We start from the raw sequence: 23,577 nt of genomic DNA on the forward strand, positions 1-23,577 counted from the left end.
CGGCCGGTTGGGGAATCTGCGCGCGGCGCACGGCCGCGAGCGGATTACTTCAGCGTGACGGGTACGCTGAAGTACTTCTTCGCGAAGCCGTCGATCGTACCGTCGGCCTTCAGTTCCTTGAGCGCCTGGTTCAGCGCGTTCTTCAACTGCGCGTCGCCCTTGCGCAGCCCGAAGCCCACGCCCGAACCGAGAATCTCGGTGTCGGTCACGAAGCCGCCCGCGAACGCAAAACCCGCGCCCTGCGGCTTCGTCAGGAAGCCCTTCGCGCCCGCTTCGGAATCCTGGAACGTTGCGTCGAGACGACCCGACTTCAGGTCCTCATAGGCGAGATCCTGCGTCTGGTACGGCACGACCTCCACACCCGCCGGCGCCCAGCGCTTCTTCGCATACGCTTCCTGGATCGTGCCCTGCAGCACGCCGACGCGCTTGCCCTTCAACGACGCGGGCGTCGGCAGCAGGCCGCTGCCCTTCTTCGCGATCAGCTGGTTCGGGATCGAGTAGATCGGATCGGTAAAGTCGATCGCCTTCTGGCGCTGCTCGGTGATCGTCATGTCGGAGTTGATCGCATCGAACTTGCGCGCCTGCAACGCCGGGATCAGGCCGTCGAACGCGTTCTCCACCCACACGCACTTCACCTTCAGCTTCGCGCACACGGCATTGCCGATATCCACGTCGAAACCGGCCAGCTTGCCGTCCGGCGTCTTGTACTCGAACGGCGCATACGACGCCTCGACGCCGAAACGCACTTCCTTCAGATCCGCAGCGAACGCGCTGCCCGCCGCCAGGGCCGTGGCCGTCACCACCGCATGCGCGGCCATCTTTCGCCAGTTCAACTTCATCAGGGGTTTCTCCTCGATACGATCGATCAAATTCAGTCAACAACCAGACCGGCGCATCATTGCAGCGCCAGAATTTCCGGACAAACACACGGGCCGGCCGTGATGCAGCGCAACAGCCGCAAGGCCGCGATTGTACCGCCCCGCGCGCACCTGCACGGTCGAGCGCGGATCCGGGCCGGTTGTTGCGGCGCATGCAACTGTTGCACCGACACACGAGCGGAAACCGCAAGACGATGTCGCAATCCCGCAAGCCGCGAGCCCGCCGCTCTCTCGTTCGGCACGCGCCTAAGCGCCGCCGACATCGTCCGCCAGCGCGCAGGACAACCGCTCGGCCAGCCGCGCGTACACGGCGGACACGTGCGGCAGATGGCGTGCCTCGGGATGCGCCAGCACCCATAGCAGCGATTCGCTCTCGTCGAGCGGCGGCGTGATCTGGCGGATTTCCGGGCGCTCCCGCGCGAGAAACACCGGCAGGATGCCGATCGCAAGACCTGCCGCGACCAGTTCGTACACCGACATCACGCTGTTGACCCGATAGCGCGGCTCGATTTCCGGGTAATGGCGGCGGCGCCACAGCACCGACGGGTGATTCGACAGCGCGATATCCGGCGCGGCCCAGTCGCTACCGCCGAGCGCCGCGCGATCATCCGCCCGCAGCCCGCTCGACGCGGACGCGAACACCGCGATCCGCATCGGCCCGAGCACGCGGCCGATCAGGTGCTCGGGCGGGCGCTTCGTGACGCGCACCGCGATATCCGCATCGCGACGGGTCAGGCTCGCGAGACCGTTGCTCGTATCGAGATCGAAACGCAGCGCCGGATGCCGCTGAGCAAGATCGGCCAGCACCGGCAGCAGCAGGCCCGACAGCACGCTGTCCGTCGTCGTGACATGCACGGCCCCCGCCAGCGACGGCACGCCGCCGTCCCCCGCGGCCGCGCGCGCCGCGTCCAGCTCCGTCTCGATCCGCTCGCCGTGCTGCGCAAGCTGGCGGCCCAGTTCGGTCGGCCGATAGCCGTTGCGCGAGCGCTCGAACAGCCGCTGGCCGAGACCGCGCTCGATACGCTGCACCGCACGGAAAATCGTCGACGCGTCGAGACCGAGGCGGCGGGCCGCCTCCGCCAGCGAACCGGCCCGCACCAGCACCAGCACCGTCTGGGTATCCGCCGCCGTCAGTTCGTATTGCATTTCCGCACGCATCGTTTGGCGCCCTGCCAATTTTCGTCAGAACAAACGGGAGCTATTTTAGCGACGTTGCCTCGCGGCTGCCCGATCCGCCGCCGCGACGCGAACACCCGGGCCATTCGGCCCCGAACCCGAACCCAGGACAACGACACACCATGAAGCTCTATTTCTCTCCCGGCGCCTGTTCGCTCGCGGTACGCATCGCGTTGACGGAAGGCGGCATTCCGTTCGAAGGCGTCAAGGTCGATCTCTCCAGACACCAGCTCACGGCCAGCGGCGACGATTACTACGCGGTGTCGCCGAACGGCTACGTGCCGCTGCTCGAACTCGACGACGGCACACGTCACACCGAATCCGGCGCGCTGCTGCAACGGGTCGGCGACCTCGCTCCCGCGAACGCGCTGATCCCGCCGCACGGTACGGCCGAACGCTATCGGGTGATCGAATGGCTGACCTTCATCGGCACCGAGCTGCATAAGACCTACAGCCCGTGGCTGTGGCACGCGGACGCCGCCGGTTCGACGCGCGAAGCGTGCCTACAGAAGCTCGACAAGCGCTTGCGCGCCGTCGATGCGCATCTCGCGCAGCAGGATTATCTGATGGGCCGCTTCACGGTAGCCGACGCGTATCTGTTCACGGTCGCGAACTGGTCGAACATGCTGAAGCTCCCTCTGTCGCCGTATCCGAATCTGCAGGCGTTCATGCAGCGGGTGGCCGGGCGGCCCAAGGTACGCGAAGCGCTGGCGGCGGAAGGACGGGTTCGCTGAGCCCCGCCGCGCCGGATCGCATCACGCGAGCGCGGCCAGCGTCTCGCGTGTCGTTTCGACGACCATCAGGCCCGCGCGCAGGCCGGGCTTGACGGCCGGATTCGGGAACACGATGCGCTCCTCGTCGTGCCGCACTTCATAGCGGTACGCGCCGTCCCGCGCAAGCAGCGTGCCGCGCGCGAACGGCGTGAAGTTCGGCACGTCCTTCGCGACGAACAGCTCGAGCGCCTCGCTTTGCTTCGTGATCTGGCCGATCACGGTAAACACGCGCGGCGGCACCGCGTCGGCGACAGCCGGCGCACCCGCCACCCGATGCCGCACCGCCCGGTCCGCGCCCGCGAAGCGCGCGAGATCGTTCTCGCCGAACGGCATCACCTTGCCCAGCTCCAGCGTACAGGCCTGCGCGCCGCAGGCCGCCGCGGTGAAATGCGTGAACGTGTGGCCCTTCTCCGTATGCAGCAGCACCGCCGCGATACGCGCGTCGCCGAGCCAGTCGAACATCGCGCGAGAAGGCGCCGCGCCCGTGTGCGGCAGCAGCGCGAATTGCTCGAATACCGACGCGCGGATCGCGGTATGCATGTCGATGTGCCAGCACGCCGGGGCGCCGGCAAAGAATTGTGCCGCGGCCGCTTCAAGCCGCGCGGCGCGCGGCGCTTCGCGGCTTGCGGCCAGTTGCGCGTGACGGCCGCTGAACAGCCGGTTCAGGTCGTCGTCCAAATAGCGTCTGCCCGCGCGCATCGCAGCCGGATTGCCGAACGCAACCAGCAGGCGACACGCCAGCGGCAGCGCGCCGCGCGCAAGATCGCGCACCAGCAGGGACAGCAGTTCGATCGGCGCGGTCTCGTCGCCGTGAATACCCGCCGACACCAGCACGCTCGGCGCCGGCGCGGCGCGCGCGACGGGCTCGAACTGCAACAAGCCTTCGTCGAGCCACGTCCAGCGCACCGCGCCCTGCGCGCACACGCCGGCGCGGGGCTCGGGCACATCGCCGCGCAAGGTCAGCGCGAGCGCATCGTCGAGCCATGCGGCTTCGACGCGGCCGTCCCGGTCAGCGCTGGAAGTCATACAGCGAGCCGAGACCGAGGATCTGCGTCAGTGCGTCGAGCGCGGTGCGCGACTCGAGCAACAGCGCCGGATCGGCAAGATCCGACGGCGCCAGCCGATCGCGGTAGTGCCGGTCGATCCAGCCGTCGAGCGATGCGAACAGCGTGTCGTCGATCCATACGTTCGGCGTCACCGCCGCACGTTCCGCGTCGTTCAGCACGACACGCAGACGCAGACACGCGGGGCCGCCGCCGTTCTTCATGCTCTCGCGCAGATCGAACACCAGCACGTCGCCGATCGGTCCGTTGCCGGCCGCGAGATGGTCGAGGTACGCGGCCACCCGCTCGTTCTCGCGGCACTCCTGCGGCACGACCAGCACCTGCGTGCCGTCGGTGCGGGTCAGCAGCTGGCTGTTGAACAGGTACGACGTGACGGCGTCGGACACGTTCACCGCGTGGTCCGGCACTTCGATGACGTTCAGTTGCGCGCCCAGCGCGCCGAGCGACGCGCTCAGCGTGTCGTAGATCGCCTGCCGGTCGACGAACGCGTGCTCGTGGCAGAACAGCGTATCGCGGTTGCCGACGGCGATCACGTCGTTATGGAACACCCCCGCGTCGATCACGTCGGGATTCTGCTGCGCGTAGACGGTTGCTTCTTCACGCAGGCCGTGACGCTGCGCGACCGCGCGGCTCGCCTCGAAGGTCTGGCGCGCCGGGAAGCGCTTCGGCTCGGGCCCGCGGCGGTATTCGGCGCGGCCGTAGACGAAGAATTCGATACCGGGCTTGCCGTACTCCGCGCAGAAGCGCGTATGGTTCGCCGCGCCTTCGTCGCCGAGCGCGGGCGTGCCCGGCAGCGCCTCGTGCACCGCGAAGCGCGCTTCGTCGGCGAAGATCGCCGACAACGTGCGGCGCGTTGCCTCGTGCTCGATCGCGCGATGCAGCTTGCTGCACAGATTGGCGGGCGTGAAGTGCACGCGGCCGTCGCCGGTATCGGCGGACGGACTCACGGTGGCCGCGTTCGCGGTCCACATCGCGGACGCCGAACTGGCCGCGGCGAGCAGTTCGGGCGCCTGCCGCGCCGCCTTCGCGATCACGTCGGCGTCCTTGCCCGAGAATCCCAGCTCGCGCAGCAGGCGCAGCGACGGCCGCTCCTGCGGCGGCAGCACGCCCTGCACGAAACCGAGATCGGCGAGCTGCTTCATCTTGCGCAGGCCCTGCTTCGCGGCGGCCTTCGGATTCGCGGCCGACTTCTCGTTGTTGAGCGACGCGACATTGCCGAACGACAACCCCGCGTAGTTGTGGGTCGGGCCGACGAGTCCGTCGAAATTGGCTTCTCTTGCGTTCATCGTCGCCTCCTGGTCAGAAATGAAGGCCCGGCGACACGCTCGCGGGCATCTGCAATTGCGCGCTCTCGACCGAGGCCATCGGATACGCGCAGTAATCGGCGGCGTAGTACGCGCTCGGCCGATGGTTGCCCGAGCGCCCCGCGCCGCCGAACGGCGCGGCCGACGATGCGCCGTTGGTCGGCCGGTTCCAGTTGACGATGCCCGCGCGGATGGCGCGCTGGAAATGCGCCCACGCCTCGGCGTCGTCGGCCAGCAGCCCGGCGGACAGTCCGTAGGCGGTGTCGTTCGCGCGCTCGATCGCTTCATCGAAGCTCGCATAGCGGACGATCTGCGCGAGCGGGCCGAAATGCTCCTCGTCGGGCAGGTCGCGCGCCTCCGTCACGTCGAGGATCGCCGCGTTCACGAACCCCAGCTGCGGATCGCGCTGCGCCATCTCGACGATCGGCGTCGCGCCGCGTTCGAGCAGTTGCGCTTGCGCGGCGACGAGCCGCGCGGCCGCGCGCGCCGAGATCACCGCGCCCATGAACGGCTGCGGGTCGGCGTCGTAGACGCCGGCTTCGATCTTCGAGGTCACGTCGGCGAGACGCGCGACGAAACGGTCGCCGTAGGCGCCCCGCGGGACGAGGATCCGGCGCGCGCAGGTGCAGCGCTGCCCGGCCGACAGGAATGCCGACTGGATCGTGTGATGCACGGCGGCGTCGAGATCCTCGACCTCGCCGATCACGAGCGGATTGTTGCCGCCCATCTCGAGCGCGAGCACGATTTCCGGGCGGCCGCCGAACTGCTTGTGCAGCAGCGTGCCGGTGTCGGAGCTGCCGGTGAAGAAGAGGCCATCGATCTGACGATGATTGGCGAGCGCGATACCCGTGTCCTTCTCGCCCTGCACGAGATTCAGCACGCCGTCGGGCAAGCCCGCGTCCCGCCACGTTTCGACCGTCGCGCGCGCGACCGCGGGCGCCAGTTCGGACGGCTTGAACACCACCGCGTTGCCGGCGATCAGCGCCGGCACGATATGGCCGTTCGGCAGATGGCCGGGGAAGTTGTACGGGCCGAACACCGCGACGACGCCGTGCGGTCGGTGCCGCAGCACCGCCACGCCGTCCGCCATCGGCGCGCGCTTCTCGCCGGTGCGCTCGTGATAGGCCTGGATCGAGATGTCGACCTTCGCGGCCATCGACGCGACTTCCGTGCGGGCTTCCCACAGCGGCTTGCCGGTTTCGCGGCCGATGATCGTCGCGATCGCTTCCTTGCGTTCGCCGAGCAGCGCGGCAAAGCGCTTGACGATCGCGCAGCGCGCGTCGAGATCGAGCGCCGACCAGGCGCCGAATGCGCGCCGGGCGCTCGCGACCGCGCGCCCGACGTCGTCCGCCGACGCGCTCGCGCCTTCCCATACGGTTTCGCCGGTGCCCGGATTGCGCGATGCGAACGCGGGACCCGAGCCTGCGATCCAGGCGCCGTCGATAAAGAGTTCTGTCATGACTTATCCCTGTTTGGCTTTGAGCGGCAGCACGCGTACCGGATCGCCTGCCGCGACGTTGAGGGCGGCCGCGTCGGCGGCGCTCAGCGTGAACGTGCCCTGCGCGACGACACCCGTCGCGGTCCCGACGCGGAAATCGGCCAGCAACGTATTCGATACGAGCGATCGCGGGGCGTCGTCGCGCGGATCGGGCATGCCGATGGTTACCGGCACCACCACGCTTTCGCGCACCGTGCGCAGATCGGCGATGTGGCATTCGAGCACCGGGCCTGCGTCGAAGATGTCGACGTGGTTCTGATAGCGGAGCCCTTCCGATTCGAGCATCTTGCGGGCCGGCAGCGTATCGCGATGCGTAAGGCCGACGCAGTCCTGCGCCTCCTGAGGCAGCAGGTCGACGTACACGGGGAAACGCGGCATCAGTTCGGCGAGAAACGACTTGCGGCCGTGCGAACTGAGGTAGTCGGCGGCGTTGAAGTCGATCTGGTAGAAATGCGAGCCGAGCGCGCGCCAGAACGGCGACGTGCCGCTGTCGTCGAAGTGCCCGCGCAGCTCCGCGCAGATGCGTTCCGGGAAGCGTTCGCGGAACTGCGCGATGAACATGAAGCGCGAGCGCGACAGCAAGCCGCCGACGCCGCCCGTCCGGTAGCGCGGGCTCAGGAACAGCGAGCACACTTCCGCGTAGCCCGTCAGGTCGTGCGAGATGTTCAGCAGCGACATCCGGGTCCACAGCCCGAGATCCTGGCTCGCGTGCACGACCGTGCTCACGCGGTAGTTGTAGAACGGCTGCTCGAGACCGACTTCCGTTTCGATGCCGCACACGCCCGCGATGTCGCCGGTGGCGGAATCTTCCATGACGAAGAAGTAGCCCGCTTCGGCGGGCGAGGCGCGCCCTTCCAGCGTGCGGCGGCTGCGTTCGATGCGCGCCGCGAGCGCGTCGCGATCGGGCTTGAAGGTGGTGAGGCCCGGCCCGGTTTCCTGGGCGAGCGAGACGAGCGCATCCACGTCGCCCGTTTTTACGACCCGAACGACGATCATTGCGTGCCTCCCTGAATGGCTGCCGGCTGTCCGCCGGGCTGGTGCAGCGGCACGCAGCGCACCGGATCGCCCGCGACGACGCCGAGCGCGGCACGCACCGCGTCGGACAGCGGCGCGGTGCCGTCATGCGCGGCGGGCAGATCCGCGAGCACGCAGCGGAACGCGTCACCGCGGCCGCTCGACAGCAGGTAGGTATCGGCGCCCTGCTGCTGCTCGGCTTCCCGCACCGTGCGCAGCGTGGTTCGGGTGACGCACGCGGTGCGGTCGACCTGGGCGGTCAGCACCGGGCCGGCGTCGAAGATGTCGACATAGCGGTCCGGCTCGAAGCCTTCCTCGAGATGAATGTCGTAGGCAAGCAGCGCATGCCGGTTCGGTTCGCCGAGCACGCGTTGCGCGGCTTCCGGCAGCAGCGGCACGTACAGCGGATAACGTGGCATCACTTCGGCGATGAAGGTGCGGCTTCTGCCGCCGGATTCGATCTCGACGTCGGCGAAATCGCGGCGGAAGAACTTGCGGCCGACGGCTTCCCAGAACGGCGATGCGCCATCGTCGTCGGTCACGCCGAGCAGCAGCGAGAACACCTCGGGCGTGAAGCGCGCCCGGTTCGCCGCGATGTACATCAGGCGGGCGCGCGAGATCAGGTGCGCGGCGGCATCGCCGCGCAGCGACGGATCGACGTAGAAGCCGGCCAGGCGGCTCTTGCCGGTGAGTTCGTGCGACATCGTGAGCGCGTGGATCTTGCGGTTCACGTGCAGCTCGCGCGACGCGTGGATCAGCGCGTCGTTGCGGAACGCGTAGAACGGCTCGGAATAGCCGGCCGCCGCGACGATGCTGGCGGTGCCGAGCAGTGTGCCGGTGGTGCCGTCCTCGAGTACGAAGAGATAGAACTCCTCGCCGGGGAAGTCGACTTCCGAGCGAAACGAATCCTCGGACAGCGCCACGCGCGCCTCGAGCGCGCCGCGATCGTGCGGCAGCGAGTGCAACACGGGTTGCGCGGTGTGCGCCATGTGCGCGAGGGCATCGAGATCGGCGAGCCTGCCGGGGCGTACGAATAGCATCGTCGTTCCTGTCTGCGAAGCGCGCCGCTCAGCGCGCGGCGGAGGCGGCGCTGGCCGCGAGCACGTGCTCGACCGCCGTTTCGAAGCGGGCGAGGCCTTCGTCGAGCACGTCGTTCGGGATCACCAGCGACGGCACGAAGCGCAGCACGCTGGGGCCGGCCACCAGCATGATGACGCCGTGTTCGGCGGCGGCCGTGACGAAATCCTTCGCGCGTCCGTCGAATGCGTCGACGAGTTCGGCGCCGATCAGCAGGCCCTTGCCGCGCACTTCCTTGAACAGGTTGAAGCGGGCGTTGATGCGGGCGAGCGCGGTTTTCAGGCGTTCGCTGCGTTCCTGCACGCCGTTCAGCAGCGCGGGATCGCTGATCAGTTCGACGACTTTCTCGGCGATGGCCGATGCGAGCGGATTGCCGCCGTAGGTGGTGCCGTGCGTACCGACCTTGAAGTGCGCGGCGAGTTCGCTGGTCGTCAGCATGGCGCCGATCGGGAAGCCGTTGCCGAGCGCTTTCGCGGTCGTGAGGATGTCGGGGGTGACGCCCGTGTCCATGTAGGCGTAGAAGTGGCCGGTGCGGCCCACGCCGGTTTGCACTTCGTCGAAGATCAGCAGGGCGTCGTGTGCGTCGCAGGCTTGGCGGAGGGCTGTCAGGAACGCCGGATCGGCGGGGATCACGCCGCCTTCGCCCTGCACCGGTTCGACGATGACCGCGCAGGTTTGCGGGCCGATGGCCGCCTGGGCGGCGGCGATGTCGTTGTAGGGCAGGTGCTTGATGCCGCCGGGGATCGGGCCGAAGCCTTCCGAGTATTTCGGCTGGCCGCCGACGCTGACCGTGAAGAAGGTACGGCCGTGGAAGGACTGGGTGAACGACACGATCTCGTGCTTGTCGGCGCCGTGGCGGTCGAATGCGACGCGGCGGGCGAGCTTGAGGGCGGCTTCGTTGGCTTCCGCGCCGGAGTTCGCGAAGAATGCGCGGTCCGCGAAGGTCAGATCCTCGAGGCGTTTCGCGAGGCGCAGGACCGGTTCGTTCGTATAGCCGTTGCCGATGTGCCAGAGCTTGCCCCCCTGTTCCTCGAGTACCTTGAGGAGCGCCGGGTGGCCGTGGCCCAGGGCCGTCACGGCGATGCCGCCGGCGAAATCGACGTAATCGCGGCCGGCCGTGTCCCAGACACGCGAGCCCTCGCCGCGATCCGGCACGAACGAGGCGGGAGAAAACACCGGCACCATCACTTCGTCGAAAGTCTGGCGGGTCACGGTCGGGGTCGTCATGGCAGTTCCTTCTTCAAGAGGTAGCAGGTTCAAGTTTAGGTAAGGGCTCAAGGGGTGTCTTGCGGATTTGCGACGCGGTTTGCGGGCTATTTGGGTTTATTTTCGCGGGGCGATGGGGGGAGGTGGGTTTCCTGTGCCGTTTGGGGAGCTTGGTTTGCTGTTCGTTGAGCTTGCTTTCGTGTCGGTCTATCAGCGTCGCCCCTCCCCGGGGCAGGGGTCACTTTTCTTTGTCTTGCCAAAGAAAAGTAACCAAAAGAAAGTCGCTTTTCTGATCCAAGCTTCCGGTGCCCCCGTAAAACGAATTGGCCCAGCACCTAAGTGTCCACCACGTTCAGAACGCGGATAGGCGCGCGCAGGCACCGTGACATCGCACCATGGTACAAAGTGGTATGCCGCCAGTTAGTTCCATCCTCGCAAGCTCGGACGTCGGGTGTCTTGCCTGCTGCTGACGGCATCGCTTGTGACACCTGCATCCATCGCAATGCGTGACCTACCTGCCCCACTTTCCCTGCTCTGCGTTCCGAACAGCGCTTTGTCACCGCACATCGCAAATATCACGTACAGCCTAGTGCTCCAGCGACATACCCATCGTCCGAGCTTGCGAGGATGGAGCTAACTGGCGGCATACCACTCCGCTTCGTGGTGCGATGCCTCAGTGCCTGCGCGCGCCTATCCGCGTTCTGAACGTGGTGGACACTTAGGTGCTGGGCCAGTCAGTGTGATGAGGGCACCTTAAGCTCGGATCAGAAAAGCGCCTTTCTTTTGGTTACTTTTCTTTGGCAAGACAAAGAAAAGTGACCCCTGCCCCGGGGAGGGGCGACGCTAATAGACCGACACGAAAACAAGCTCAACGACCACAACACCAAACACAAGACCCATCGCCCCGCGAAAAAACCACCCTTCATTCCCGCGAAGCGCCCCTCTCCACCATGGCCCCGGCCCGAGGCTCCGCTCCGCCTCCGTGCTGTTTCTCGAGCCACGCTCGCCGATCCTCCCGAGGCGTGACCGCAAACCGTTCCCGATAGGCATTGGAAAAATGCGCAGCGGAAGAAAACCCGCATGCCAGGCTGACCTGCACCACCGACTTGCTGGTCCGCTGCAGCTGGGTCCGCGCCTTCAGCAGTCTGAGATTCAGGTAATACTTCGAAGGCATCGCCCCAAGGTATTGCCTGAACAGCCGCTCGAGCTGCCGTCGCGACACGCCGACCAGTCCGGCGATCTCGTCCGTCGTCAACGGATCCTCGATATTCGCCTCCATCAGCTGCAACGCATCGTTCAACCGCGGATGCCGCTCCCCCGGCGCCGTCACGAACGGTATCCGCTGACGCGCCTCGCCGCTGCGCAACGTCCCCGCACCGAGCGCATCCGCAATCCGCTCGGCCAGCTCCGGGCCGTGCTCTCGCCCGATCACCGCCAGCATGAAATCCACCGTCGCCTGCCCACCCGCGCACGTCGCCCGATCACGATCGATCTCGAAGATCTGCTGCGTGACGATCGATCGCTCGAACTGCTCCGCGAACTGCTGGTACGCCTCCCAGTTCACACTCACCCGATAGCCGGACAACTGCCCCGCCATCGCAAGCCACCACACCCCATGATGAATGCCCGTGACGAGCGGCGTGCGCTGCCCGACCCGCGCGAGACTGGCGAGAAACATCCGGTAGTCCGCGAACTGCTGGAACCGCTCGCTCACGACGATCAGCCAATCACATGCGATCGCATCGTTGAACGCCGCATCCGCCTGCCACTGCGCACCACCCGCCAGCGGCACCGCGCGCCCGTCCCACGAACACACCTGCCAGCGGTACAACAGCCGCCCGTCGATTGCGTTGGCCAGATTGAGCGCATCCACGATCGGCCCCACCCCCGACATCGACACCGGCGGCAACGCAACGATCGCCACCTGCGTCGTACGGGCAGCACTACTGGCTGAACGAGTCACCGACACCACCACCGGCCGGACCGCCCGTTACTTGAGACTGCCGGACAGGAACTGCTGCAGGCGCTCGCTCCTCGGACGCGCCAGCACCTCGAGCGGATCGCCCTCCTCCTCGGTCCGCCCCTGATGCAGAAACATCACATGATTCGATACGTTGCGCGCAAAACCCATCTCGTGCGTGACGACGATCATGGTCCGGCCTTCCTCCGCCAGCTTCTGCATAACCTTCAGCACTTCGCCAACCAACTCTGGATACAGCGCCGACGTCGGCTCGTCGAACAGCATCACGTCAGGATCCATCGCCAGCGCGCGGGCAATCGCCACCCGCTGCTGCTGGCCGCCCGACAGATGCGACGGGTACTGCTTCTCGACCCGCGGCGCCAGCCCGACCTTCTCCAGATAGGTGCGCGCCCGCTCCTCGGCTTCGCGCTTCGACAGCCCGAGCACGTGCACCGGCGCTTCCATCACGTTCTCGAGCACGTTCATGTGCGCCCACAAATTGAAGTGCTGGAACACCATCGCCAACTTCGTGCGGATCCGCTGCAGCTGCTTGTGGTCGGCCACTTCCAGATTGCCGGCCTTGTCCGCCTTGGTGCGGACCGTCTCGCCGTCGACGATGATCTGCCCCGCATTCGGCCGCTCGAGGAAATTGATGCAGCGCAGGAACGTGCTCTTGCCCGACCCGCTCGCGCCGATGATGCTGATGACGTCGCCCGCCTTCGCGCTCAGCGAAACGCCCTTCAACACCTCGTTGTCACCATAGCGCTTGTGGATGTCCTGCGCCGCGAGCTTGCAGGCGGCGCTCATTTGCGTGGTCTCTGCCAACTGGCTCTCCCGGAAGTGAAATCAATGACGGCCGGCCGCGAGATACGCGAGCCAGTGGCGCTCGGCCCGGCGAAAGGCCGCGACGAGTGCGAACGATACAGCAAGATAGATCAGCGCGGCGATGCCGAACGACTCGAACGCCCGGTAGGTCGCCGAATTCGCATCGCGCGCCACCTTGAGAATATCCGGCACGGTCGCGGTGAACGCAACCGTCGTGGCGTGCAGCATCAGGATCACCTCGTTGCTGTACAGCGGCAGCGCGCGACGCAGCGACGAGGGCAGGATCACCCGCCGGTACATGGTGAACGGGCTCATCCCGTAAGCGCGCGCCGCCTCGACTTCGCCGTGCGGAATCGCGCGAATCGCGCCCGCGAAGATCTCGGTCGTGTAGGCGCAGGTGTTCAGCGCGAACGCCAGAATCGCGCAATTGAAGCCGCTCCTGAAAAACGCGTCGAGCAGCGAATGCGAGCGCACGAATTCCAGGCTGTACATCCCCGTATAGATCAGCAGCAGCTGCACGTACAGCGGCGTGCCGCGAAACACGTACGTGTAGAAGCGCACCGGCGTCGACAGCCAGCGCCGCTTCGATACGCGCGCCACCGCGAGCGGCACCGCGCACACGAAGCCGAACGACAGCGACGCGACCAGCAGCCACAGCGTGACGGCCAGCCCCGACATGCGCTGACCGTCCCAGTAGAAGAACGCGCGCCCGAATTCCTGGAGAATCTCGATCATAGTTCCGCGTGCCTCACGCCGATGGAGTAGCGCTTTTCCAGCTGCCGCAACACGAGGTTCGACACCGTCGTGATCGCGAGATAGATGAGCGCCGCGACAAGAATGAAGAAAAACATATTGAAGGTGCTCTTGCCCGCGTCCTGGGCCGCCTTCACGACGTCGGCCAGGCCGATGATCGACACCAGCGCCGTCGCCTTCACCAGCACCTGCCAGTTGTTGCCGATGCCGGGCAATGCGAAGCGCATCATCTGCGGAAACATGATCCGCACGAATACCCGGGCACCGCTCATCCCGTACGCGCTGCCCGCCTCCAGCTGGCCGCGCGGCACCGACAGGAACGCCCCGCGGAACGTCTCGGTGAAATACGCGCCGTAAATGAAACCGAGCGTCAGCACACCCGCCACGAACGGATCGATGTCGATCTGATCCCAATTCAGCAGATCCGTCAGGTGGTTGAGCCAGATCTGGATGCTGTAGAACAGCAGCAGCATCAGCACGAGATCGGGCACCGAACGGATCAGCGTCGTATAGCCGGTCGCGAAGGCCCGCAACACCCGGTTGTGCGACAGCTTCGCGATCGCCCCGAGCAAGCCCAGCACGACCGCCGCCGCCAGCGACAGCACCGACAGCTCGATCGTCTGCACGGTACCCGCCCAGATGACCGGGCCAAAGCCGTAAAGAATCACGCGCGTCTCCGTGAAAGTTGGATGGCGGCGCGCGCCCGACGACGGCACCGGTTTGACGCGGATAGTCGCAGGCGAAAAATATTGGCTCAAACCCGGCCATCGCCGCGTGCTGCGACGCAGCAACCGACTCCCGCATTCGTCCTACCTGCCCACAGCCCTGTTTTAGCGGGAAATACGCTCCTGCCCGACACTGGGCTTGCAACGGTCCGCACGGCTTTTTTGCAAGTTTCGAGTCGCTTTTTCGATAGACCCGCCGCACCTGTCCCCGCCGGTCACGTCGGCCATCCGGTCGACCGGGCGCGCGGCTTCCGAGATCCGACCATGTCGGTTGCCGCACCGGACTCCAGCCGCCGCGGCCTGTCCCGCCCGGATTCGAGGGCGGATGATATTTAGTTTATGCAGCTGCAATAATATCTTGACCACCCATGTTTTCGCATCCACACTTATTCGGCCCGATACTCGAGTTCGATGCGGCCAAGTGCGTCGCCAACGAGGTCAAGCACGGGGTGTCGTTCGCGCTCGCCGCCCGCGTCGACGGGTACCCGGCGCTCATCTGGCTCGATGTGCGCCGAGGCTACGGCGAGGAGCGCTACATCGCGATCGCGCCGATCGGCGCCCGTCTGTATGTGGCCGTGTTCGTCATACGCGGCCGAATCCTGCGCATCATCACGTTGCGCAAAGCGAATACGAGAGAGGTCAAACGATATGCGAAGCAAGCCTAGGTTCGTCGTCCCGACCGCCCGGGAGGAAGCGGCAATCAATCGCGGCATCGCGGCCGATCCGGACACCCGCGAGCTCACCGACGAGGATTTCGCGCAGTTGCGTCCGTTCGCCGCAGTCATCGCGAAAAAAATCGGCCGCCCGAAACTCGAGCGGCCGAAGGAACAGGTCAGCATCCGGTACGACGCCGACGTTCTCGACGCGTTTCGCGCGGGCGGCGCGGGCTGGCAAACGAGGATGAACGACGCGCTGCGCGACTGGCTCAACACGCATCGCCCGTGATTCCGGTCGGCGAACGCCCCGGTCCGGGGTTCGGCTGCCGCGGCGCCGGCCGCTAGCTAGCGCCCCTTCAGGATGTCCGAGCGCGACATCGTGTAGACCAGGCCGTCCGCGCCGAAATGCACGTTGAAATACGCATCCTGATTGACACCGTCCTCGAGCCAGCGCCAGCTCCAGACGATCTCCGGCTTCAGCGGATAGCGCGCGATCTCGCCCGGCTTGCCGAGCAGGCGCCGCACCTCGTCTTCCGTCATGCCGGGCCGGATTTTCGCGAAATTGGCCGCCGTCAGCACCTGCGTCGCGGCAACGAAATGGCCGTCGCTATCGATATCCACCATGTAGGTTTCGTTGCCCATCGGGCCGCGCGGATATTCGAGCCGCCGCGCACCGTCCGCGAACACGCGTTCGGTCTCGGGCTTCCCCATCTGGCTGCGCACTTCGGCCTCGGTCGATACGCCGGGCTTCAAGCCCTTCAGCAGCAGCGGTGCCGGCTTGATCGCGTTGAAGAAATCCTTGAGTCGCTGCACGGTCTGCTCGCTTTGCTGCGGATCGCATGCCGACAACGCGAGCGCGGTGCCGAGAAACGCGACGGGAAGCAGCCTGAAACGGAAAGTCATCATCGGGACACGGCGCGCGATGCGCCTAACAGGGGACACGCCGAAAGCATACCCTGCCCGCGCGAGCCCGCGCAGCGGTACGCGCCGCGGCTACAGGATTTCCTCGGGCGCGGTAACGCGCCTGCGGCCCGCCGCTCCCGCCGCGCGCCGCGCGTGAATCCGGATCCGCCGGCGCGTGCGCGCCAGTTCGACGAGTTGCCACGATCCCAGCGCCAGCGCGCCGAAGAGCACTTCCCGCACCCGCTTCACGAGTGCGAGCGACAGCGCCGCCTCGCGGTCGACGCCGAACATCTGCGCGAGCAGCACGACTGTCGCTTCCTGCACGCCCAGCCCGCCCGGCACCATGAACGCCGCATGCCGCGCCGCCTGCGTCATCGCCTCGATCGCGAGCGCTCCGCCGATCGACACCGGATGCCCCAGCAGCGCAAGCGCCCAGTAGATTTCCAGCGCGCCGACCGCATAGCCGAGCAGTTGCCAGAAGAACGCCCGGCACAAGAGCCCGGTGCGCGACATCAGCGCGTCGAGGTCGGCGTCGAGGCGCCGTCCGTCGACGCCTTGCAACAGACGGTTCGAGTCGCCCAGCACCCGGCCGGCGAAACGCTCGATCGCATGAAAAATTCCGCCGCGCCGTATCAGTGCGAACACGATCACCGGTATCGGCAGCGACAGTACGAGCGCCAGTCCGATCGTCCGCGCGCCGAGGCTTTCCTGCGTCGTCGCAAGCAGCAGCACGAGCCCGAGCGCCGCGAATGCATACTGCACCACCACCGTGACCAGTACCTCGACGATCACCGATGCCGTTACGCGGCTCGCGTCCGGGATGCGCCAGCGCGCGAGCCGGATGCCCACGATCTCGCCGCCCACGCCGACCACCGGCAGCAGACGGTTCACCGCTTCGCGCACGGTCGCGATCCACCACAGGAACAGCAGCGGTGCGCGACGGCCGATCAGCAGCTTCCACGCATAGGCGTCGAGCAGCAGCGGCACCGCGTGAAACGGCACGAGCCAGAACAGCGCGAAACCGGCCTGCCCGATCACGTGCCAGATATCGCCCACGCCTTCGCGCAGCACGAGCACCAGCAGGATCGCGATCCCGAGCGGCCAGCCCAGCCATTTGAGCCATTGGGTCATGACGGCAGCGCGCCCGCACGACGCTTCGCCCCGCCGCCATGGCGCCGCGCGCCGCCGCCGAACACATCGGCGAAGCCGCCGCGCGCGACGCCCGCGGCCTGCAGCGCGGCGGCGACCCGCGGCGACAGCAGTGCGTCCAGCTCGTCCACGGGACGATATGCGCGCATCGACGGCGTAATCGGTCCGTCGCCCGCCTCCGCCGGATGGCAGTAGATCTCGCCGACGCCGGGCGGCAGCGCGGCCAATGCGGCGAGCAGCGCCGCTTCGTCCATGCCGCCCGTCTGCTCGATGCCGACCACGTAATCGTTATGCGCGATGCCCGCCCGGTCGAGCCGGGCTCGCACGAGCGCGATCCAGGGCTTGAGCCAGAACGGCGTCGACGGCTCGTAGGGCAACCGCACCGCCGTCATGCCGAATTCGCGGCCGATCTCGATGATCATCGACAGGACGGTCGGATGCAGGTGGAAGTGCTTGTGCGTATTGACGTGATCGAGCGGCAGCCCGGTCGCGGCGAATGCGGCGAACTGCGCACGGACCTCGCGGCGCAGCTGCGCGCGCACGCGCGGAAGAAAAAAGAACCGGCATCCATCCTTCGCCATCGCGTCGCCGAAGCGTCCGTCCGGTCCGACCAGCGCCGGAATCTCTCGAACCGGCAAGGTGGCGGGCCCGTCCGCGAGCACGAGATGCAGGCCGACCGCGAGCGACGGCAGACGCCGCGCACGCTCGACCGCGTCCCGCGCGGCCGGCGCGCCGACCATCAGGCTGGCGGCCGCGAGCACGCCGTCGCGATGCGCGCGCTCGACCGCGGCATTCACGCGCGGATGCAAGCCGAAATCATCGGCCGTGAAAATCAGCGCGCGTGCTGTCGCATCGGATCCCACGAATCACGCCTCGTGCGCGCGCAGGAAACGGAAGAACTCCACGCCCTCGCGCAGCCGGCGTTTCATCATCTCCCAGCTCGATAGCATCTCGCGGACGATTTCCCAGATCTTCGACGGGCGGAAATAGAACTCGCGGTAGAACTTCTCCAGCTCGTGGTAGATATCCTCGCGCGACAGGTGCGGGTAGCCGATCGCGGCCAGCTGCACGCCCTCCTTGCTGACGAGGTTGATCACCTTGTTCTCCTCGAGCCAGCCGTTCTCGACCGCCTGGTCATACAGACGCGTGCCCGGATACGGCGCGGCGAGCGACACCTGGATCGTGTGCGGGTTGATCTCCTTCGCGTAATCGATCGTCTTCTTGATCGTGTCCTTGGTCTCGCCCGGCAGGCCCAGGATGAAGGTGCCGTGGATCTTGATGCCGAGCTTCCTGCAATCCTCGTTGAAGCGCCGCGCGATGTCGGTGCGCAGGCCCTTCTTGATGTTCAGCAGGATCTGGTCGTCGCCCGATTCGTAGCCGACCAGCAGCAGGCGCAAGCCGTTCTCCTTCATGATCTTGAGCGTCGAGTACGGCACGTTCGCCTTCGCGTTGCACGACCACGTGACGCCGAGCTTGCCGAGGCCGCGGGCGATTTCCTCGACGCGCGGCTTGAAGTCGGTGAAGGTGTCGTCGTCGAACATGATCTCCTTGACTTCCGGCATGTTGTCGCGAATCCACTTCACTTCCTCAAGCACGTTCTCGACCGAGCGTACGCGGTAGCGATGGCCGCCCACGGTCTGCGGCCACAGGCAGAACGTGCACTTCGAGCGGCAGCCGCGGCCCGTATAGATCGACACGTACGGGTAGTTCAGATAGCCGATGAAGTAGTTGTCGATCTTCAGGTCGCGCTTGTAGACGGGCGCGACGAACGGCAGTTCGTCCATGTTCTCGAGGATCGGACGCGCGCCGTTGTGCTCGATCGCGCCGTCCTTCGCACGGTAGCTCAAGCCCAGGATGTCGGCGAACGGCTTGCCGGCGGCGACTTCCTGGCAGGTGAAGTCGAACTCCTCCCGGCACACGAAATCGATCGCTTCGGTGGCCGTCAGCGAATTGTGCGGATCGACCGCGACCTTCGCGCCGACCATGCCGACCAGCATCGACGGCTTCATCTTCTTCAGGTCTTCCGCGAACATCGCATCGGTCGGGAACGACGGCGTGCTGGTGTGAATGATCACGAGCTCGTAGTCCTGCGCGATCTTGAGCGTGTCGTCGACGGAAAGCCCGTCGGCAGGCGCGTCGATGACGCGGCTGTCCGGCACCAGCGCGGCCGGCTGCGCGAGCCAGGTCGGGTACCAGAAGGAACGGATTTCGCGCTTGGCCTGGTAGCGGGAACCCGCACCACCGTCAAAACCGTCATACGACGGGGCCTGCAAGAACAACGTTTTCATGAATGCTCCGGTAGCCTGCATAGGGACTCAACTTCGATGGGATGCCGTGGATCTCGACGCGCGGGCCGCCCGCCGGGCGCCCGCGCATGCCGCCAGTGTGTGCTGTCTTTATGTCGGTTCAGCGTCCGTCGCCGCCCTCCACGATCGTCGCGCGGGCCTCGCCGCCGACGACTCTCATCCGCGCGCCGCGCCACACGACCTGCGTGCCGAACGCGGCGACCAGCCATTCGAGCGCGAGCAGCGTATCCCGCACCGGGATGAGCGGCAGATCGCGCCAGAACGCGCGCATGTTCGCCGCGCCGCGCCGGTGCAGCGCGAGCCGGCCCAGCGCGCCGAGCGCCACCGCCACGGCCGGCACGATACCGGCCGGCGAATCGGACCAGCGCCACGCGAGCCATGCGCCGAACGCGAGCCACGGCGCGGTAAACGTGATGAACAGGAAGGCGAAGCCCGCCGGATTCAGCGAGCGGATCGTCCGCAGCCAGCGGGTCTCGCGCAGCCACAGCGGCACGAACGACGGCTCGGCCACGTCGGTCGTCACGTTCACTTCGGACAGCACGGTCCGCCGCCCGGCCCGGCGCGGCAGCGCCGCCAGCCAGTAATCGTCGGCCAATTCGTCCTTCAGCGCCTTGAGGCCGCCGATCTGTTCGAGCGTGTCCCGGGTCAGCGCGAGCGTCGCGCCGAAGCCGAAGCGGCTCGAACGGCCGAGATGGGCAATCCGCACCGACGGCGCGAACCACGCGTCGACGAACTGCGCGCCGATCCGCGTCCAGAAACCGCCGACGCTGCGGGCATGGTACAGGCACGTGACGACACCGACCGACGGATCGGCGAGCGGCGCGGTCACCCGTTCCAGGTAGTCGGGCTCGACCGCGATGTCGCTGTCGGCGATCACGATCCGGTCATGTTTCGCGCATTCGGCGAGATTGATCAGGTTGCTGACTTTCAGGTTCGTACCATAGACCCGCGCATCGATCACCAGTTCGATGTCGCACTCGGGATAATCGGTCTGCAGCCGTTTCACGACGGCCGCGGCCGGGTCGAGCGCCGAGGCGACGCCGAACAGCAGCTGATGACGCGGATGCCGCTGCTCGCAGAAAGTCGCGAGATTTTCGTACAGATGCGGCTCGCCGCCGCACAGCGGCTTCAGCACGCTGACCGGCTCGAAGCCGTCGCGCGCGTCGGTGCGCGGCACGCGCGGCGCCGGCGCGAACGCCGCACATATCGCGTAGCCGCACGCCGCGCAGGTCGCCGCCAGCAACAGCCATTCGACAATGAACACGGGGACGGTCATGCGCCGCGCCTCCGTGATGCCGGGCGGCGTGGGGGGACAATCACTGGCGCTGTGGCGGGGACGATCTCGGACACGATCCCGACTCCTCTTCCTTGGCGCATCGGACAGGCGCACCGCACCGCAACCGGGCGTGCTGCCAGCTTCCCGCAGACTCTCCGGCTGCTTTCGTCTGGCACGTCGAAAGCGCGGGAACGGGGTCCGTTGGCGCGATATGGGTAGGTCGCGAATTTTAGCAGCGCACGACGCGAAACGCTCACCGCTTAATGGAAACGGATTGATGCGAAAACGAAAATTAAGCGTAGATGCGTTCTATTTCCAAGCAATATGCCCACCGATAACGTAAGCCTGTTGCAGGACAATTGATGTCGAAAACGTAAGGGTTTCTGTGGATTTTTGTGCCGGCGGAGACAGTCGCGCAGAATCTTCAAATATTTCGCCGGATTTCACGCGATTACGATCCATCACGGAACAATCCGGCCGGTCGCGGCCTGCGCCGCTGTGCCGCAGCGTTCGCCCCTGCCGCCTGAAGGGGTATCGGCGGACCGTCAGCGGGATCCGGGGCGCTTTGGCACAATCGTCGCCACCTGTTGCGTACACGCATCACTCGACGCGTGTGCGATTCGCCGCTCCGCTCTTATTCCGGACGTCCCCATGATTCCGTTTTCCGTTCTCGATCTCGCGCCGATCCCGGCAGGCACCGACGCCGCCCAGGCGTTCCGCAACACGCTCGACCTCGCGCAGCACGCCGAAAGCTGGAACTATCGCCGCTACTGGCTCGCCGAGCACCACAACATGCCGGGCATCGCGAGCGCGGCCACGTCGGTCGTGATCGGCCACGTCGCGGGCGGCACCCGCACGATCCGTGTCGGCTCGGGCGGCATCATGCTGCCCAACCATGCGCCGCTGGTGATCGCGGAACAGTTCGGCACGCTGGCGTCGCTGTATCCCGGCCGGATCGACCTGGGCCTCGGCCGCGCGCCCGGCACCGACCAGACCACCTCCCGCGCGCTGCGGCGCGATCTGGTCGGCAGCGCGGATTCGTTCCCGGACGACGTCGTGGAACTGCAGCGCTACTTCGCCGCGCCGGTCGAAGGTCAGCGGGTGCGCGCGGTGCCGGGCGCCGGTCTGGACGTGCCGATCTGGCTGCTCGGTTCGAGCCTGTTCAGCGCGCAGTTGGCCGCGATGCTGGGTCTGCCGTTCGCGTTCGCGTCGCACTTCGCGCCGGACTACCTGATGCGCGCGCTCGACATCTATCGCGCGCAGTTCAGGCCGTCGGCCACGCTGCAGGCGCCGTATGCGATGGTGGGGATCAACGTGTTCGCGGCCGGAACCGACGATGAGGCGCGGCGGCTGTTCACCTCGCTGCAGCAGCAATTCCTGAATCTGCGGCGCGGTACGCCGGGACAACTGCCGCCGCCCGTCGACACGCTGCAGGCCACCGAGCTCGAACTGGCGAATGTCGCGCAAGCGCTGTCGTTCGCGGCAGTCGGTTCGCGCGACACCGTGCGCGAACGGCTGAAGCGCTTGATCGCACAGACCGGCGCGGACGAACTGATCGTCGCCGCGCAGATCTACGATCACGCGGCGCGTTTGCGCTCCTACGAGATTACCGCGCAGGTGCGCGACGAGATCGCCTCGGAAAGCCCGGCGTAAGACTAAACGCAAGAGGCTGGCGGCATCCTGGTGCGGAAGGAAAAAAGGCGCGCCGCAAGCGCTCGGCGCAGGGAGACTTGCCGCGCGATCGCGCACGCCGCAGGCGCGGACCGCGCAGCGGCTGCCGGCGCGCTCGCCGCGTCGGCCGTCCGACGCCGGACGCTACTCGCTCGCGGCGCGCGGATGCGCGGGCTTCAGCGCGGCGAGCCCGTCGAGCAGCGCCTTGTGGAAGGTGGCCGGATCCTGGATCTGCGGCGCATGGCCGAGCGCCGGGAATTCGACGAGCGTCGCGCCCGGAATCGCCATCTGCGCGCGCTTCGCCAGTTCCGGATAGCGCCCGAGCTTCGCGTGCACCTCGGGCGGCGCGACATCCTTGCCGATCGCGGTCGTATCCTTATCGCCGATCAGCAGCAACGTGGGCACCCTGATGTCGCCCAGTTCGTAGACCACCGGCTGCGTGAGGATCATGTCGTAGATCAGCGCGGAATTCCACGCGACGGCGTCCTTGCCCGGCCCGCGATACATGCCGGCCAGCATCTGCACCCAGCGGTCGAACGCGGGCGACCACTCGCCCGCATAGTACGTGCCCTGCTCGTAGCGGCGGATGCTGTCCGCCGTCGTTTTCATTTCCCGCGCATACCAGTAGTCAACCGACAACGGCGGCACGCCGAGCGCCTTCCAGTCCTCCAGGCCGATCGGATTGACGAGCACGAGCTGCTGGGTCGCTTTCGGGTACATCAGCGCATAGCGCACCGCGATCATGCCGCCCGTCGAATGGCCGACGAAGGTCGCCTCCTTCACGCCGATCGATTCCAGCAGCGCGTGCGTGTTGTGCGCCAGCTGTTGGAAGCTGTACTGGTAGCGCGCCGGCTTCGTCGATTTGCAGAAGCCGATCTGGTCGGGCGCGATCACGCGATAGCCGGCCTTCGTCAGCGCGTCGATCGTGCCTTCCCAGGTGCCCGCGCAAAAATTCTTGCCGTGCAGCAGCACGACGGTGCGGCCGTTCGGGTGCTCGGGATGCACATCCAGATAGGCCATCTGCAGCGTTTCGCGCTGCGACGTGAATGCATAGTGACGTACCGCATCCGGATACGCGAATCCTTCCAGTTCCGGACCGTACACCGGGCCCTCGTCGGCCGCGGCGGCGGACGCCGCGCTGGCCTGCGACGCCACCGGCGCGGCGGCGAACGACACGGAAACCGCGGCCAAGGCAACGGCGCATGCGGCGGCGAAGCGCGGGAACCACATCATCGGAATAACGGGCATCGTGGCAGTCGGAAAAGAAGAAAGGGACCAGGCCGGCGCGTGCCGGAACCGGCCGTCATTTTACTTTCCAAAACCTGACAACGGCGTGCAACACTCTATTACCGTATGTTTCCGC

General features: G+C 66.7%; 22 protein-coding genes and 1 pseudogene. 4 read left to right on the top strand and 19 right to left on the bottom strand.

Annotation, left to right across the window (positions count from 1 at the left end; all coding sequences use genetic code 11):
- Window positions 1–44 precede the first annotated feature (44 nt).
- Both RZR99_RS23600 and RZR99_RS23605 read right to left on the bottom strand, forming a co-directional pair.
- On the bottom strand, window positions 45–839 hold the full coding sequence (locus RZR99_RS23600; protein ID WP_323122191.1) for an ABC transporter substrate-binding protein: 795 nt from the start codon (window positions 837–839) through the stop codon (window positions 45–47).
- Window positions 840–1,124: 285 nt separating this feature from the next.
- Window positions 1,125–2,036 carry a LysR family transcriptional regulator gene (locus RZR99_RS23605; RefSeq protein ID WP_323122192.1) on the bottom strand — a complete coding sequence of 304 codons (912 nt, stop codon included), beginning with the start codon at window positions 2,034–2,036 and terminating at the stop codon, window positions 1,125–1,127.
- A 140-nt stretch (window positions 2,037–2,176) separates the two neighbouring features.
- On the opposite strand from RZR99_RS23605, the gene gstA reads away from it, so the two are divergent.
- Complete coding sequence (gene gstA / locus RZR99_RS23610) at window positions 2,177–2,788, top strand: glutathione transferase GstA (protein WP_323122193.1); 612 nt, start codon at window positions 2,177–2,179, stop codon at window positions 2,786–2,788.
- A gap of 21 nt (window positions 2,789–2,809) precedes the next feature.
- Here the strand turns inward: gstA and astE are convergent, their stop codons facing one another.
- The 11 genes and pseudogenes from astE to RZR99_RS23665 form a co-directional block, all read right to left on the bottom strand.
- The gene (astE, locus tag RZR99_RS23615; RefSeq protein ID WP_323122194.1) at window positions 2,810–3,853 is read right to left on the bottom strand and encodes a succinylglutamate desuccinylase; all 1,044 of its coding nucleotides are present in this window, start codon (window positions 3,851–3,853) and stop codon (window positions 2,810–2,812) included.
- Window positions 3,837–5,177: an N-succinylarginine dihydrolase gene (gene astB, locus RZR99_RS23620; RefSeq protein WP_323122195.1), complete on the bottom strand. Its 1,341-nt coding sequence runs from the start codon at window positions 5,175–5,177 to the stop codon at window positions 3,837–3,839. The genes astE and astB overlap by 17 nt, the downstream gene beginning before the upstream one ends.
- Before the next feature lie 13 nt (window positions 5,178–5,190).
- A complete protein-coding gene (gene astD / locus RZR99_RS23625; protein WP_323122196.1) occupies window positions 5,191–6,654 on the bottom strand; it encodes a succinylglutamate-semialdehyde dehydrogenase in 1,464 nt (487 codons plus the stop codon).
- A 3-nt stretch (window positions 6,655–6,657) separates the two neighbouring features.
- Window positions 6,658–7,689, bottom strand: coding sequence for an arginine N-succinyltransferase (astA, locus tag RZR99_RS23630; protein ID WP_323122197.1), 1,032 nt, complete (start codon window positions 7,687–7,689; stop codon window positions 6,658–6,660).
- Complete coding sequence (aruF, locus tag RZR99_RS23635; RefSeq protein WP_323122198.1) at window positions 7,686–8,747, bottom strand: arginine/ornithine succinyltransferase subunit alpha; 1,062 nt, start codon at window positions 8,745–8,747, stop codon at window positions 7,686–7,688. The genes astA and aruF overlap by 4 nt, the downstream gene beginning before the upstream one ends.
- A gap of 28 nt (window positions 8,748–8,775) precedes the next feature.
- Window positions 8,776–10,011 (bottom strand): aspartate aminotransferase family protein, encoded by a 1,236-nt coding sequence (locus RZR99_RS23640; RefSeq protein ID WP_323122199.1) that lies wholly within the window; start codon window positions 10,009–10,011, stop codon window positions 8,776–8,778.
- A 744-nt stretch (window positions 10,012–10,755) separates the two neighbouring features.
- A pseudogene (locus tag RZR99_RS33365) lies at window positions 10,756–10,833 on the bottom strand (ion transporter); the annotation flags it as partial.
- A 79-nt stretch (window positions 10,834–10,912) separates the two neighbouring features.
- Window positions 10,913–11,962, bottom strand: coding sequence for a GlxA family transcriptional regulator (locus tag RZR99_RS23650; RefSeq protein WP_323122200.1), 1,050 nt, complete (start codon window positions 11,960–11,962; stop codon window positions 10,913–10,915).
- An 18-nt stretch (window positions 11,963–11,980) separates the two neighbouring features.
- Window positions 11,981–12,775 (bottom strand): ABC transporter ATP-binding protein, encoded by a 795-nt coding sequence (locus RZR99_RS23655; RefSeq protein ID WP_323122201.1) that lies wholly within the window; start codon window positions 12,773–12,775, stop codon window positions 11,981–11,983.
- A gap of 21 nt (window positions 12,776–12,796) precedes the next feature.
- Window positions 12,797–13,510 (bottom strand): ABC transporter permease, encoded by a 714-nt coding sequence (locus tag RZR99_RS23660; protein ID WP_323122202.1) that lies wholly within the window; start codon window positions 13,508–13,510, stop codon window positions 12,797–12,799.
- Window positions 13,507–14,196 carry an ABC transporter permease gene (locus RZR99_RS23665; protein ID WP_323122203.1) on the bottom strand — a complete coding sequence of 230 codons (690 nt, stop codon included), beginning with the start codon at window positions 14,194–14,196 and terminating at the stop codon, window positions 13,507–13,509. The genes RZR99_RS23660 and RZR99_RS23665 overlap by 4 nt, the downstream gene beginning before the upstream one ends.
- Before the next feature lie 425 nt (window positions 14,197–14,621).
- Here RZR99_RS23665 and RZR99_RS23670 point away from each other — a divergent pair, with 425 nt between their 5' ends.
- Both RZR99_RS23670 and RZR99_RS23675 read left to right on the top strand, forming a co-directional pair.
- Entirely contained in the window at window positions 14,622–14,918 is a 297-nt protein-coding gene (locus RZR99_RS23670; protein WP_323122204.1) for a BrnT family toxin, read from the top strand.
- Entirely contained in the window at window positions 14,902–15,198 is a 297-nt protein-coding gene (locus RZR99_RS23675; RefSeq protein WP_323122205.1) for a BrnA antitoxin family protein, read from the top strand. The genes RZR99_RS23670 and RZR99_RS23675 overlap by 17 nt, the downstream gene beginning before the upstream one ends.
- Window positions 15,199–15,254: 56 nt before the next feature.
- Here RZR99_RS23675 and RZR99_RS23680 read toward each other — a convergent pair whose 3' ends face one another.
- The 5 genes from RZR99_RS23680 to hpnI all read right to left on the bottom strand — a co-directional run bounded on the left by RZR99_RS23680 (window position 15,255) and on the right by hpnI (window position 20,543).
- Window positions 15,255–15,815, bottom strand: a complete 561-nt coding sequence (locus tag RZR99_RS23680) for a hypothetical protein (RefSeq protein ID WP_323122206.1) — start codon at window positions 15,813–15,815, stop codon at window positions 15,255–15,257.
- Between the two features lie 87 nt (window positions 15,816–15,902).
- Window positions 15,903–16,943, bottom strand: a complete 1,041-nt coding sequence (locus RZR99_RS23685) for a lysylphosphatidylglycerol synthase domain-containing protein (protein ID WP_323122207.1) — start codon at window positions 16,941–16,943, stop codon at window positions 15,903–15,905.
- Entirely contained in the window at window positions 16,940–17,824 is an 885-nt protein-coding gene (gene hpnK, locus RZR99_RS23690) for a hopanoid biosynthesis-associated protein HpnK (protein ID WP_323122208.1), read from the bottom strand. The genes RZR99_RS23685 and hpnK overlap by 4 nt, the downstream gene beginning before the upstream one ends.
- 3 nt (window positions 17,825–17,827) lie before the next feature.
- Complete coding sequence (gene hpnJ / locus RZR99_RS23695) at window positions 17,828–19,270, bottom strand: hopanoid biosynthesis associated radical SAM protein HpnJ (RefSeq protein WP_323122209.1); 1,443 nt, start codon at window positions 19,268–19,270, stop codon at window positions 17,828–17,830.
- Between the two features lie 97 nt (window positions 19,271–19,367).
- Complete coding sequence (gene hpnI, locus RZR99_RS23700) at window positions 19,368–20,543, bottom strand: bacteriohopanetetrol glucosamine biosynthesis glycosyltransferase HpnI (RefSeq protein ID WP_323122210.1); 1,176 nt, start codon at window positions 20,541–20,543, stop codon at window positions 19,368–19,370.
- 651 nt (window positions 20,544–21,194) lie between these two features.
- On the opposite strand from hpnI, the gene RZR99_RS23705 reads away from it, so the two are divergent.
- Window positions 21,195–22,196 carry an LLM class flavin-dependent oxidoreductase gene (locus RZR99_RS23705; protein ID WP_323122211.1) on the top strand — a complete coding sequence of 334 codons (1,002 nt, stop codon included), beginning with the start codon at window positions 21,195–21,197 and terminating at the stop codon, window positions 22,194–22,196.
- A gap of 162 nt (window positions 22,197–22,358) precedes the next feature.
- Here RZR99_RS23705 and RZR99_RS23710 read toward each other — a convergent pair whose 3' ends face one another.
- Entirely contained in the window at window positions 22,359–23,462 is a 1,104-nt protein-coding gene (locus RZR99_RS23710) for an alpha/beta fold hydrolase (protein WP_323122212.1), read from the bottom strand.
- Between the last annotated feature and the right edge of the window lie 115 nt (window positions 23,463–23,577).

This window comes from Burkholderia alba (assembly GCF_034721475.1).
Taxonomy (GTDB): Bacteria; Pseudomonadota; Gammaproteobacteria; order Burkholderiales; family Burkholderiaceae; genus Burkholderia; species Burkholderia alba.